This window comes from Pseudomonas sp. GW821-FHT03E01 (genome assembly GCF_059420765.1).
The window spans coordinates 193845-206595 of sequence record NZ_JBWKUI010000011.1; the positions used below are offsets into that span (position 1 = coordinate 193845).

Here is a 12751-nt window from a genome sequence, read left to right on the forward strand (position 1 = left end):
ATGATCCCCACCGGCAACCCAAACGATTTGCTCTCTTCAAGAAAGACAATATTCAGAGGAAAGAAAAATGACCGATAACGCCGGTTTTGAAAACATCTCCAAGCGTGAGCAGGGCCTCAGGCGCCAGCTCACCTCGGGTCAGATGAGCATGATCGCCATTGGCGGTGCGATTGGCACCGGGCTGTTCATGGGCAGTGCCTACGCCATTGGTTATGCCGGGCCGAGCGTGCTGCTCAGCTATGCGATTGGCGCGATCATCACCCTGCTGTTGATGGGCTGTCTGGCGGAAATGACGGTGGCCCATTCGACCTCCGGCTCGTTCGGCGCCTATGCCGAATTCTATGTCAGCCCATTGGCCGGGTTCCTGGTGCGCTATGCCTATTGGGCGGCGATTGTGCTGGCAGTGGGCACGGAAGTGACGGCGGTGGCGATGTACATGAAGTACTGGTTCGCCAACGTACCGGAATGGATCTGGATTGTTTCGTTCTCGAGCATGCTGATCGTGCTCAACGCCATCAGCGTGAAAACCTTCGGCACCTTCGAGTACTGGTTCTCGACCATCAAGATCGGTGCGATTGTCGGCTTCATCATCCTCGCGGTGTATGTGGTGTTCGGTTCCGGCAACGCGGATTACGGCGTGCACAATTACACCGCCCACGGCGGCTTCTTTCCCAATGGTCTGCAAGGCATGTGGATTGCGGTGATCGTCTCGATCTTCAGCTATCTGAGCGTGGAAATGATCGCAGTGGCCGCCGGCGAGGCGCAGGACCCGGAGCGGGCGGTGAAGAAGGCTTTTCGTGCGACCATCGTGCGGCTGGTGGTGTTCTACCTGCTGACCCTGGCCCTGATGCTGGCGATTGTGCCGTGGGTCCAGGCCGGTCAAGCGCAGAGCCCGTTCGTCACCGTCATGCAGACCATCGGCATTCCCGGCGCAACCGGCGTGATGAATTTCGTGATCCTGATTGCGGCGTTGTCGGCGATGAACAGTCAGCTCTACATCACCACCCGCATGATGTTCAGCCTGTCCCGCGGCGGTTATGCACCCAAGTCCATGGGGGTGTTGAGCAAGACCGGAATCCCGCTGAATGCCTTGTTGCTGTCGAGTTCCGGCATTGCCCTGGCAACGTTGCTCAATGTGCTGTACCCGGAAAGCTCCTTCACCTTGATGATGGCGATCTCGATGTTCGGCGCGATCTTCACCTGGTTCATGATCTTCCTGACCCACTACTGTTTCCGTCGCTACCACGAGCGCAACGGTGAACGGAAACTGTCCTTTCGCATGCGCCTGTTCCCGTACACCACGCTGTTGGGGCTGCTGCTGATGGGCGCGGTGATGATCACCACCTACTTCACCGATGCCTTCAAAATGACCTTGGTATTCGGTGTGCCTTTCCTGCTGATCCTCACGATTGTCTACTGGATCTTCTTCAGAAAACCCAGGGCAGCCGTGGCGTTGAATCCGCTGCCGAAGGTTTAGAGGGCGCAAACATGCAATCCCGACCGGCAGTTTTCATGGACTGCCGAGTCGGCATTGATCCTGGGCCGCTATCAGTCCGGCTCACATCCCTTGAGCACCAACCGGATAATTGTCTGCGCCGCCGCTTCATAGTCGGCCTCATCCAGCTTGGCCTTGCCGGTCACTGCAGAAATCTGCCAGTCGAAATCGGCGTAGGTCTGGGTCGCGGCCCAGATGCTGAACATCAGGTGGTTGGGGTCGATCGGGGCGATCTGGCCGCGGTCGATCCAGGTCTGGATGCAGTCGATGTTGTGCCTGGCCTGGCCGTTGAGCTGCTCGACCAGGTCGGGGCTCAAATGCGGGGCGCCGTGCATGATTTCGCTGGCAAACACCTTGGAAGCGAAGGGCAGGTCGCGGGAGATGCGGATTTTCGAGCGGATGTAGCCACTGAGCACTTCGCTGGGCACGCCGTCGGCGTTGAACGGCGTCGAGGCTTGCAGGATAGGCTCGATGATGCTTTCCAGGACCTCGCGGTAGAGGTTTTCCTTGGATTTGAAGTAGTAGTAGACGTTAGGCTTGGGCAGCCCGGCCTTGGCCGCGATGTCACTGGTTTTGGTCGCAGCGAAGCCCTTGTCGGCAAATTCTTCACTGGCGGCACGCAGGATCAGTTCTTTGTTGCGCTCGCGGATAGTGCTCATAAACCAAGGGGTTCCTTGCCTGTTCTGGCGGTTGCGCATGGTAGCACCGGCCTCGCGCGGCGCTCAAGAATGCCCCGTGTGGCCTCGGGTCGCGTTATGCTGCGCACCATTCATTCAAGAAGGAAACCCGATTCATGGCAGGAAGCAGTTTGCTGGTGCTGATCGACGACATCGCCACCGTACTGGACGATGTAGCGTTGATGACCAAAATGGCCGCGAAGAAGACCGCCGGTGTACTGGGCGACGATCTGGCGCTCAACGCCCAGCAGGTTTCCGGCGTGCGTGCGGAACGGGAAATCCCGGTGGTATGGGCAGTCGCCAAGGGCTCGTTTCTCAACAAGCTGATCCTGGTGCCGTCGGCGTTGGCCATCAGTGCGTTCATTCCGTGGCTGGTCACACCGTTGCTGATGGTCGGTGGCGCTTACCTGTGCTTCGAAGGCTTCGAAAAACTCGCCCACAAATTCCTGCACAGCAAAGCCGAAGATCAGGCTGAACACGCAGAGCTGGTCGAGGCCGTGGCCAACCCGGCAGTCGATCTGGTGGCGTTCGAGAAGGACAAGATCAAAGGGGCGATTCGTACCGATTTCATTTTGTCAGCGGAAATCATCGCCATCACGTTAGGCACGGTGGCTGACGCTTCACTGACCCAGCAAGTGATCGTGCTCTCGGGCATCGCCATCGTCATGACTATCGGCGTCTATGGCCTGGTGGCCGGCATCGTCAAGCTCGACGACCTTGGCCTGTGGCTGACCCAGAAGCCGGGCCAGATGGCTAAAAGCATCGGCGACGGGATTCTGCGCGCGGCGCCGTACATGATGAAAAGTCTGTCGGTGATCGGCACGGCGGCGATGTTTCTGGTCGGCGGCGGGATTCTGACCCATGGCGTGCCGGTGGTGCATCACTGGATCGAAAGTGTCACCGCAGCGTCTGGTGGGGCCGGGTTTATCGTGCCGACGTTGCTCAATGCAGTGGCCGGGATTGTGGCAGGGGCGGCGGTGCTGATTGGGGTAATGGCTGTCAGCAGGGTTTGGAAGACAGTGAAAGCCTGAAACCTGGTCAGTCCCGTAGGAGCGAGGCTTGCCCGCGAATGGAGCGCGTCGGTTGAACTGAATGACCGCGTTATCGTTCTTCGCGGGCAAGCCTCGCTCCTACAGTGATTGGTGGTGTTTGATACGCCGCGCATGAAAAAGGCCATTCGACGCAAATCGAATGGCCTTTTTTTGTTGTCGACGAAGTTACTCGGCGATCTGCAGCTTGCGCGCCTCGGTATACACGTAACGCACTTTTTCATACTCGAACGGTGTGTTCATCTGCCCGTAGCGGAAGCCGTTCTGATAGCGCTTGTCGATGCCGCGCAGTACCCAGATTTCCGGGTGGTTGGAACTGACTTCGGACACGTTCAGGAAATTGATCGCCGATTCGCCGGTGTAGTCGACCGCCAGGCCTGCGGTGTCACGCAGGTTCGACGGGCCGAGGATTGGCAGCACCAGGTAGGCGCCGCCCGGTACGCCGTAGAAGCCCAGGGTCTGGCCGAAGTCTTCATTGCGGCGCGGCAGGCCCATGGCGGTGGCCGGATCCCACAGGCCGGCGACACCGATGGTGGTGTTGAGCAGCAGGCGAGCGGTGGTGTCCAGCGAGCGCTGCCCCTTGAATTGCAGCAGGCTGTTCAAAAGGTTCGGCACATCACCGAGGTTGTTGAAGAAGTTGCTGACGCCGGTGCGCAGGAAACTTGGGGTGACGTAGCGATAGCCGTTGACCACGGGCAGGAACACCCATTCGTCGAACCGGTAGTTGAAGTGGTAGACGCGGCGGTTCCACTCTTCCAGCGGGTCATAGACGTTCAGTGCGTTGAGCGATGAGCGTTCGAACTCGCGCTGGTCCAGCCCCGGGTTGAATTTGAGTTTGCTCAGCGGTTCCTTGAAGCCGTCTTTATCGATCACCACTGGGGCGTTGGCTTTGCTGTTGTCGGCATTGGCGACGCCTGCACAGAGTAACGCTGCGATCAGCAGGAAGTATTTAGCCACGGAAAAACTCCAGCATGGCGTCGCTGTTGACGCGATAGTTGAGGTTGCCGCAATGGCCGCCCAATGGATAAACAGTCAAACGGTCGCCAAAGGTGCGGCGCAGAAAGCCCAGGTCGCCAGGGCCGAGGATCACGTCGTCGGCGTTGTGCATGACGGCGATTTTCGGGCTGTCGTGCAGGTAGTCCTTCAGTGCATACAGGCTGACCTGATCGATCAGTTGCAGCAGGCTGCCACCATCGGTGCGGGCGCGCCACATCGGGATGACCTGCTCGGTGATGTAGCAGTCGAAGTCGCACTGCAGCGCGCGCTTAAGGAACGGCGTGAGGGTTGTGCCTTCGGTGATCGGGAATTTCGGTGGCGTGATCAGGCCGCGACGGTTGATCAGGTCCGAGGTAAAGGCGATGTCCGCCGCCGAGAAACGGAACGAAGTGCCGATCAGCATCGCCATCTGCTCGTTGCTCAGGTGTTGCTTGGACTGCTGGAAGTCGTAGAGCAGGGCGTCGTTGAGGTCGATGTAGCCCTTTTGCTGGAAGTAGCGGGTCAGTTTCCCCAGTACCAGCTCATAGAAAGTGGTGGTGTTGTTGATGCCCTTGACCTCGGTCTGTACCAGCTTGTCCAGGTTGGTGACCGAGGTGTAAAGGTTGACCGGCGGGTTGAGCAGCAAGACTTTTTTGAAGTTGAAGCTGCGACGGGTTTCATCCAGGTGTGCAACAAAAGCCGCATCCAGGGCGCCGAGGCTATAACCGGTCAGGAAATAATCGGTGACCGGCAGCTTCGGGTTTTGCGCCCGCACGGCCTGCATCACCCGGTACATGTCTTCGGCATCTTCCTTGGTTACGCCCGGGGTGGCGAAGCGCGAGGCGGCGCTCATGAAGTCGAAGCTGGTGGGCGACGACAGCTGCACCACGTGATAGCCGGCCTTGTAATAGAGCTTTTTCAGGTATTCGTTGAGGGTGCTGTCATAGCGTGCACCGGTGCCGGAGATCAGGAAGATCAACGGTGCGGCATGATCCTGCGTGGCGATGCGATAGGTGAGTTTTTTCACCGGCCAGAAGTTGTCCGGCAGATTGAACTCACGCTCCGGGCGCATCGTGACACTGCGGTCCGACTGATTGATGTCTTCATCCAGCGGCAATTCCGGGCGCAAGTCGGGCGGTGTCGTGGCGATGGTCGCCTCGAACGGGTTGGTCAGGGGGTAGCCATAACTGGCGGCGTCAATATCGGCCGCCAGTACGGACGCACTTAAAAGCAAGCCGCCAAACAGGGCGACGAAGCGCAAGGAACGGAGCATGACTAGATCCCTTAGAGGAAGGTGCCAAATGAAGTTCGCAGGCTATGACCATCGGATTTGGGCCAAAGTGCCATGCATCGGCCGCAAACAGGCCTGATTTCGGAGCAACGGTAGCGGGACGATACACTTTGCCGTTATTTCATGAACAGTTAATTGATGTTATTTGCTTACCACGGGCGGGGGATTAAGCTGGCGGCCGATTTCGTTTATTGGAGTGCTTCATGTCCCGCCGTCTGCCCGTGATTCTGCTGCTCGTTCTTCTGCCATTGTGGCTGGCCGCCAGTTATGGCGCGCGTTATGGCTTCATGGAGGATGCTCAATGGGTCGGCATCTGCGTTGACGAGGCCAGTCGCTGGGAATGCCTGGTGCGCTCGAACCTGGGTTTGATGATTCATTTCAAGGTGTTGGGCTGGGCGGCAGTGGCGGCAGCCGTGACCGGTTTTGTGCTGCCGGGGCGGGCAGGGTGGTGGCTGGCGGTACTGGCGCTGGTGCTCGGGTTTCCGGCGCTGGCGTTGTACACCACCACGTTGGCGGTGTTTGCGGTGGTGATTGCTGCTTTGCGTCTGGTTCGGGCATAAAAAAGATCGCAGCCTGCGGCAGCTCCTACACGGGGATATGCGTTTCCCTGTAGGAGCTGCCGCAGGCTGCGATCTTTTGATCTTGCTGTGTTGATTACCCTTTGCGAACCCGCAAGCTGCGCCACAACGCCGCGACCATCAACACACTCACCAGCGCCCAGCCCCAAGCCTGCTGATTCTGCAGACCTTCACGAAACAGCTGCGGCGCAATGCCGGCGCCGATGATGAAGGTCAGCACGGCGATTTCCCGACGAGGCACGCTCACCGGCCGGCACAGGTACACCAGCGCCGGCAGGATGAAGGCGACACTCGGGAAGCTGCGATAACGCGGGTCAAACACCAGTTCCAGCATCATCACCGCCGCGGCAAAACCTGTCGCTGCCAGCCACCAGCCGGCTCGACGTTCGAGTGCATTGAAGGCGCGTCCACGCCAACCGGTGCGGGCGCTCAAGGTCAGCGCGGCATGGGCCAGCACCAACAGGTTCAACCCCGTCAGCAACGCTACCCACAACCATTCACTGGCAAAGCGGGTGGTGACGCGAGCCAGGTCGCCCCAGGCGCCAATCGAACAGGCCGCAAGGGCACCGAGCAGTGGCAGCACCAACGCTGCGCGGGTGCTGCGAACCCGACCGCCGAGGATCAGCGTGCCGATGAAGATCAAGCCACCCACCGCCAGCCATTGCGACCAGTACGGCACGTTCGAGACCGGCCCGGCGAGCACGCCCTTGTCCTGGCGATCGGCATCGAACAGTCCCCAATAACCGCCCACCGCACCTTCGCTGGCGCGTTTCCAGGGCTGGTCGAACGCCTCGATCAGGTTGTAATGCCAGCCTTGCTGCTCGGCCATGATCACAAAGCTGCGGATGAACTTGGCTTCATTGACCCGGCTCGGCAGCGCCGTTTCGCGCTGACGACCTTCGCTCGGCCAGCCGGTTTCGCCAATCATCACGTCCTTGGGCGCGAACTTGTTGCCGAACACCTGGCGCACTTCTGCCACATGTTGCAGCGCAGCATCGATGTTCGACGGATCGTCTTCCCAGTACGGCAATAAATGGATGGTCAGGAAATCCACTGCCGGGGCGACTTCCGGGTGTTTGAGCCAGAACTCCCAGACGTCGGCGTAGGTCACTGGTTGCTTGATCCGGCTTTTGACTTTATTGATCAGCGTTGCCAGTTGCGCGCCGGTGACTTCCTTGCGCAGCAGGGCTTCGTTGCCGACGATGACCGAGGTCACCACATCCGGGTTGGCATTGGCCGAGGCGATCAGCAAGTCGACTTCCTTGGCGGTGTCCACCGGGTTGCTGTTGACCCAGGCGCCGATCATCAGCTTCAAGCCGTGCTTGCGCGCCAGGTCGGGCAGATCCTGGAGGCCGGTCATGGAATAGGTGCGGATGCATTCGAAACGGGTCGCCAGCAGCGCGAGGTCGGCGTCCATGCGCTCGGGGCGCAGTTTGAACGGCACGTCGAATGGCGATTGGTCCTTGTCGAACGGGGTGTAGGAGGCGCATTGCAGCTTGTGCGTTGCGCTGACCACGTCCGGCAGGATCACCGGTTTGCCGAGGCCGTACCAGAAGCCGCCGAGGGCAAACAGCCCCAGCAGGCAAGCGAAAAGATAAGCCAAAAAAGGAAAGCGTGATGTCGCGGGCATGTTCAGGCCGTCTGGGAGCAAAGCCGGGCATGTTACCTGCATTTGGCCTACGCTTGGTGGGCTGCTTGGTTTTGACATGCAAAGTTCAGGCGGGATGGCCTATGCATTTTTAGCGGTCGCGATTAATGGCCTTCTGATGTCGTTTCTCGATGCCTTGAGGTCGCTGGCAGAGCAGGTCACTGTTGGCGTCAGGTTGATGATCGACACGTCAGTACTCCACTGATAATCGAGCGAGTTTGCGGTCGGCGTGATGGGGGCGCTGTGCACCATAAAAATACGTTGAGCGACTCGGCATCCGTCGAGTGCAGCACTTTCGGGGAAGTAACGATGAAGATGCGACGACTCTTGGGCGCAGGTGCCGCTTTGGTGCTGGCAATCAGTTCTACCGTAGCCAGCGCTGAAGGCAAGGCAGTAACGATCGGTTATGTGGACGGCTGGTCGGACAGCGTCGCCACGACCAACGTGGCTGCTGAAGTGATCAAACAGAAACTCGGTTATGACGTGAAACTGCAAGCGGTTGCCACCGGGATCATGTGGCAAGGTGTGGCCACCGGCAAACTCGACGCCATGCTGTCGGCGTGGCTGCCTGTGACTCACGGCGAATACTGGGCGAAGAACAAGGATCAGGTCGTCGACTACGGCCCGAACTTCAAGGATGCGAAAATCGGTCTGATCGTGCCGGAGTACGTCAAGGCCAAGTCGATTGCGGACCTGAAAACCGACGAGAGCTTCAAGGGCCGTATCGTCGGCATCGACGCCGGTTCAGGCGTGATGCTCAAGACCGATCAGGCCATCAAGGATTACGGTCTGGACAATTACACCCTCAAGGCCAGTTCCGGCGCCGGCATGATTGCCGAGCTGACCCGTGCCGAGAAGAAAAACGAATCCATTGCCGTCACCGGTTGGGTGCCGCACTGGATGTTCGCCAAGTGGAAACTGCGCTTCCTGGAAGACCCGAAAGGCGTTTACGGCGCAGCTGAAACCGTGAACAGCATCGGCAGTAAAGAACTGGCAACCAAAGCGCCTGAAGTCGCGAAGTTCCTGAAGAACTTCCAGTGGGCGTCGAAAGACGAAATCGGCCAGGTCATGTTGGCGATTCAGGACGGTGCCAAGCCTGAAGCCGCAGCGAAAGACTGGGTGGCTAAACACCCGGATCGCGTTGCCGAATGGACCAAATGATTTGAGCTGAAGCGTCTGGTCAGCACCTCTCAAGGCCCCTTGGCTTAAATGCCAAGGGGCTTTTTGCTTTCTGTGGGAATTCGGCGGGGGAGAAACCGTCATGTCGTTCTAATACTAAGGTCGTCTGGAACCTCTCCGGCAGCCGCATAGAGTGGATAACGTTCCAACTAAAATCTGTGCTGCGAGGATAAAAACAATGAACGACAGCATTTACCTCTCGATTCAAAACAGCCCGCGCTTCAAGGAGCTGGTTAGCAAGAGAGAACGATTCGCCTGGATTCTTTCAGCGATCATGCTTGGGCTGTACTCAGGATTCATCCTTTTGATTGCTTACGGGCCGCATATTCTGGGCGCAAAAATCAGCCCCGAGTCTTCGATTACCTGGGGCATTCCGATCGGTGTCGGGCTGATTGTTTCGGCCTTTGTCCTGACTGGCATCTACGTACGACGCGCCAACGGCGAATTCGACGACTTGAACAATGCGATTCTCAAGGAGGCTCAGCAATGATCCGGCGTCTAATCGCTCTCTTGAGCATCGCAGCCTTTGCACCGGGCGCCTGGGCGGCTGAGGCCCTGACAGGTGCAGTGCAGAAACAACCGCTCAACGTATCCGCGATCATGATGTTCGTGGTGTTCGTCGGGGCAACCTTGTGCATCACCTATTGGGCGTCCAAGCGCAACAAATCGGCCGCCGACTACTATGCGGCGGGTGGCAAGATCACCGGTTTCCAGAACGGTCTGGCGATTGCCGGTGACTACATGTCCGCGGCGTCCTTCCTGGGTATCTCCGCCCTGGTGTTCACCTCCGGCTACGACGGCCTGATCTACTCGATCGGCTTCCTGGTGGGCTGGCCGATCATTCTGTTCCTGATCGCCGAACGCCTGCGTAACCTGGGCAAGTACACCTTTGCCGACGTGGCGTCCTATCGCCTGGGGCAAACCCAGATCCGCTCGCTGTCGGCGTGCGGTTCGCTGGTGGTGGTGGCGTTCTACCTGATCGCGCAAATGGTCGGTGCCGGCAAGCTGATTCAGCTGCTGTTCGGCCTGGACTACCACGTTGCGGTGATCCTGGTCGGTATCCTGATGTGCCTGTACGTGCTGTTCGGCGGCATGCTGGCGACCACTTGGGTGCAGATCATCAAGGCAGTGCTGTTGCTGTCCGGTGCCTCGTTCATGGCGCTGATGGTGATGAAACACGTCAACTTCGACTTCAACACGCTGTTCTCCGAGGCGATCAAGGTTCACGCTAAAGGTGAAGCAATCATGAGCCCGGGCGGCCTGGTGAAAGACCCGATCTCGGCGTTCTCCCTCGGCCTGGCACTGATGTTCGGTACCGCTGGCCTGCCGCACATCCTGATGCGCTTCTTCACCGTGAGTGACGCGAAAGAAGCGCGTAAAAGCGTGCTGTATGCGACCGGCTTCATTGGTTACTTCTACATCCTGACCTTTATCATCGGCTTCGGCGCGATCCTGCTGGTCAGCACCAACCCGGCCTTTAAAGATGCGGCAGGCGCGCTGTTGGGCGGCAACAACATGGCGGCGGTGCATTTGGCCAACGCGGTGGGTGGCAGTGTGTTCCTGGGCTTCATCTCGGCGGTGGCGTTCGCGACCATTCTGGCGGTGGTGGCCGGCCTGACCCTGGCCGGTGCCTCGGCAGTGTCCCATGACCTGTATGCCAGCGTGATCAAGAAGGGCAAGGCCAACGAGAAGGACGAAATCCGCGTCTCGAAAATCACCACCATCGCCCTGGCGGTGCTGGCGATCGGCCTGGGCATTCTGTTCGAGAAGCAGAACATCGCGTTCATGGTGGGCCTGGCGTTCTCCATTGCGGCGAGCTGCAACTTCCCGGTGCTGCTGCTTTCCATGTACTGGAAGAAACTGACGACTCGCGGTGCGATGATCGGCGGTTGGTTGGGGCTGGTCAGTGCGGTTGGCTTGATGGTGCTGGGGCCAACCATCTGGGTGCAGATCATGGGTCACGAGAAGGCGATCTTCCCGTATGAATACCCGGCGCTGTTCTCGATGATCATTGCCTTTATCGGGATCTGGTTCTTCTCGATCACTGACAAATCTGCTGCGGCTGACAATGAGCGGGCGCTGTTCTTCCCGCAGTTTGTCCGTTCGCAGACGGGGTTGGGGGCGAGTGGGGCGGTTTCGCACTAAGGCTTCTTATATATAAGCTGCGCTGACACGAATGCCCCGGTCGAGAGATCGGGGCATTTTTATTGGGCTTTTATGGGCGGTTATCGCCCTTTGTAGGGGCGAGGCTTGCCCGCGAAGGCTATATGCAAAAGCCAAAGCGAGGCGGCCGACCGGCCGGCCTGATCGGACGTGGGGATATATTCCTCCCGTAGGAACTGCCGAAAGCTGCGATCTTTTGATCTTGCCGTTGCTTTGGCTTTTGATCTGTCTGCACGTTTCCCGGAGGCCGAGCCGCCGTTACCGAAGAAACGGATATATACACAACCAAAGAGCACAAACAAAAACGGCCTCTATCTACATAGAGGCCGTTCCCGGTACAGCTTAAGACGTTATCGCAAGACAGGTCTTATTTGCGGTCTTCAAGCGGGGTGATGTCACGCGACTCGTAGCCGGTGTACAGCTGGCGCGGACGGCCGATCTTGTACGGGCTGGAGAGCATTTCTTTCCAGTGGGAGATCCAGCCGACAGTCCGCGCCAGGGCGAAGATCACGGTGAACATACTGGTTGGAATGCCGATCGCCTTGAGGATGATCCCCGAGTAGAAGTCGACGTTCGGGTACAGCGAGCGTTCGATGAAGTACGGGTCGGTCAGGGCGATCTCTTCCAGGCGCATGGCCAGTTCGAGTTGCGGATCGTTGGTGATGCCCAGTTCCTTCAATACTTCGTCGCAGGTCTGCTTCATGACGGTAGCGCGTGGGTCGCGGTTTTTGTAAACCCGGTGACCGAAGCCCATCAGTTTGAACGGATCGTTCTTATCTTTGGCCTTGGCGATGTACTTGTCGATGTTCGAGACATCGCCAATTTCATCGAGCATGGTCAACACGGCTTCGTTCGCACCGCCGTGGGCAGGGCCCCACAGTGCAGCGATACCGGCGGCGATACAGGCGAACGGGTTGGCACCCGAGGAACCTGCCAGACGTACGGTGGAGGTCGATGCGTTCTGTTCGTGGTCGGCATGGAGGATGAAGATCCGGTCCATGGCCTTGGCGAGTACCGGGCTGATCGGTTTGATCTCGCACGGGGTGTTGAACATCATGTGCAGGAAGTTTTCCGCGTACGACAGGTCGTTGCGCGGGTACATCATGGGTTGGCCCATGGAGTACTTGTAAACCATTGCAGCCAGGGTCGGCATCTTGGCAACCAGGCGGATCGCGGAAATTTCGCGATGCTGCGGGTTATTGATGTCGAGGGAGTCGTGGTAGAACGCCGAGAGGGCGCCAACTACACCGCACATGACGGCCATCGGGTGGGCGTCGCGACGGAAGCCGTTGAAGAAGGTCTTCAACTGCTCGTGGACCATGGTGTGGTTCTTCACGGTGCCGACGAACTGGGCCTTCTGTTCTGCGGTCGGCAGTTCGCCGTTGAGCAGCAGGTAGCAGGTTTCCAGATAGTCCGACTTTTCAGCCAGCTGTTCGATCGGGTAGCCGCGGTGCAGCAGAATACCGTTGTCGCCGTCGATGTAGGTGATCTTCGACTCGCAAGAGGCGGTCGACATGAAACCAGGGTCAAAGGTGAAACGGCCCGTGGCCGTCAGGCCCCGAACGTCGATAACATCGGGACCAACGGTGCCGGTTAAAATGGGCAGCTCGACGGGGGCTGCGCCCTCGATGATCAACTGCGCTTTTTTGTCAGCCATGTGGCCTCCTATTTATGCTTGAAATCATCAGACAGACCC

General features: G+C 58.6%; 11 protein-coding genes. 6 read left to right on the plus strand and 5 right to left on the minus strand.

Annotated elements, in window-relative coordinates:
* Positions 1 to 67 precede the first annotated feature (67 nt).
* Complete coding sequence (locus AC07VO_RS19740; protein ID WP_019579615.1) at positions 68 to 1477, plus strand: amino acid permease; 1410 nt, start codon at positions 68 to 70, stop codon at positions 1475 to 1477.
* A gap of 71 nt (positions 1478 to 1548) precedes the next feature.
* On the opposite strand, the gene AC07VO_RS19745 is transcribed toward AC07VO_RS19740, so the two are convergent.
* Positions 1549 to 2154, minus strand: a complete 606-nt coding sequence (locus AC07VO_RS19745; protein WP_007939160.1) for a TetR/AcrR family transcriptional regulator — start codon at positions 2152 to 2154, stop codon at positions 1549 to 1551.
* Between the two features lie 134 nt (positions 2155 to 2288).
* Here AC07VO_RS19745 and AC07VO_RS19750 point away from each other — a divergent pair, with 134 nt between their 5' ends.
* On the plus strand, positions 2289 to 3203 hold the full coding sequence (locus tag AC07VO_RS19750; RefSeq protein WP_086945843.1) for a DUF808 domain-containing protein: 915 nt from the start codon (positions 2289 to 2291) through the stop codon (positions 3201 to 3203).
* Positions 3204 to 3389: 186 nt separating this feature from the next.
* On the opposite strand, the gene AC07VO_RS19755 is transcribed toward AC07VO_RS19750, so the two are convergent.
* On the minus strand, positions 3390 to 4178 hold the full coding sequence (locus tag AC07VO_RS19755; protein ID WP_086945842.1) for an MlaA family lipoprotein: 789 nt from the start codon (positions 4176 to 4178) through the stop codon (positions 3390 to 3392).
* Entirely contained in the window at positions 4171 to 5469 is a 1299-nt protein-coding gene (locus AC07VO_RS19760) for a serine protein kinase PrkA (protein ID WP_018925099.1), read from the minus strand. Before AC07VO_RS19760 ends, AC07VO_RS19755 begins: the two co-directional genes overlap by 8 nt.
* A gap of 221 nt (positions 5470 to 5690) precedes the next feature.
* Between AC07VO_RS19760 and AC07VO_RS19765 the strand changes: the two genes are divergently transcribed.
* Positions 5691 to 6047, plus strand: coding sequence for a hypothetical protein (locus tag AC07VO_RS19765; protein ID WP_018925100.1), 357 nt, complete (start codon positions 5691 to 5693; stop codon positions 6045 to 6047).
* Positions 6048 to 6141: 94 nt separating this feature from the next.
* Here AC07VO_RS19765 and AC07VO_RS19770 read toward each other — a convergent pair whose 3' ends face one another.
* Entirely contained in the window at positions 6142 to 7737 is a 1596-nt protein-coding gene (locus AC07VO_RS19770; protein WP_086945841.1) for a glycoside hydrolase family 17 protein, read from the minus strand.
* A gap of 285 nt (positions 7738 to 8022) precedes the next feature.
* Between AC07VO_RS19770 and AC07VO_RS19775 the strand changes: the two genes are divergently transcribed.
* The 3 genes from AC07VO_RS19775 (at position 8023) to AC07VO_RS19785 (ending at position 11037) form a co-directional block, all read left to right on the plus strand.
* Positions 8023 to 8874: a glycine betaine ABC transporter substrate-binding protein gene (locus AC07VO_RS19775; protein WP_018925103.1), complete on the plus strand. Its 852-nt coding sequence runs from the start codon at positions 8023 to 8025 to the stop codon at positions 8872 to 8874.
* 196 nt (positions 8875 to 9070) lie between these two features.
* Positions 9071 to 9382, plus strand: a complete 312-nt coding sequence (locus AC07VO_RS19780; protein ID WP_007939152.1) for a DUF485 domain-containing protein — start codon at positions 9071 to 9073, stop codon at positions 9380 to 9382.
* A complete protein-coding gene (locus tag AC07VO_RS19785; protein ID WP_018925104.1) occupies positions 9379 to 11037 on the plus strand; it encodes a cation acetate symporter in 1659 nt (552 codons plus the stop codon). The genes AC07VO_RS19780 and AC07VO_RS19785 overlap by 4 nt, the downstream gene beginning before the upstream one ends.
* Before the next feature lie 385 nt (positions 11038 to 11422).
* On the opposite strand, the gene gltA is transcribed toward AC07VO_RS19785, so the two are convergent.
* The gene (gene gltA / locus AC07VO_RS19790) at positions 11423 to 12712 is read right to left on the minus strand and encodes a citrate synthase (RefSeq protein ID WP_018925105.1); all 1290 of its coding nucleotides are present in this window, start codon (positions 12710 to 12712) and stop codon (positions 11423 to 11425) included.
* Between the last annotated feature and the right edge of the window lie 39 nt (positions 12713 to 12751).

Coding starts and splice junctions, on each gene's coding strand:
- AC07VO_RS19765 (WP_018925100.1), top strand. CDS start 5,691: ATGTCCCGCCGTCTGCCCGTGATTCTGCTGCTCGTTCTTCTGCCATTG.
- AC07VO_RS19745 (WP_007939160.1), bottom strand. CDS start 2,154: ATGAGCACTATCCGCGAGCGCAACAAAGAACTGATCCTGCGTGCCGCC.
- AC07VO_RS19775 (WP_018925103.1), top strand. CDS start 8,023: ATGAAGATGCGACGACTCTTGGGCGCAGGTGCCGCTTTGGTGCTGGCA.
- AC07VO_RS19785 (WP_018925104.1), top strand. CDS start 9,379: ATGATCCGGCGTCTAATCGCTCTCTTGAGCATCGCAGCCTTTGCACCG.
- AC07VO_RS19760 (WP_018925099.1), bottom strand. CDS start 5,469: ATGCTCCGTTCCTTGCGCTTCGTCGCCCTGTTTGGCGGCTTGCTTTTA.
- AC07VO_RS19750 (WP_086945843.1), top strand. CDS start 2,289: ATGGCAGGAAGCAGTTTGCTGGTGCTGATCGACGACATCGCCACCGTA.
- AC07VO_RS19740 (WP_019579615.1), top strand. CDS start 68: ATGACCGATAACGCCGGTTTTGAAAACATCTCCAAGCGTGAGCAGGGC.
- AC07VO_RS19780 (WP_007939152.1), top strand. CDS start 9,071: ATGAACGACAGCATTTACCTCTCGATTCAAAACAGCCCGCGCTTCAAG.
- gltA (WP_018925105.1), bottom strand. CDS start 12,712: ATGGCTGACAAAAAAGCGCAGTTGATCATCGAGGGCGCAGCCCCCGTC.
- AC07VO_RS19770 (WP_086945841.1), bottom strand. CDS start 7,737: ATGCAGGTAACATGCCCGGCTTTGCTCCCAGACGGCCTGAACATGCCC.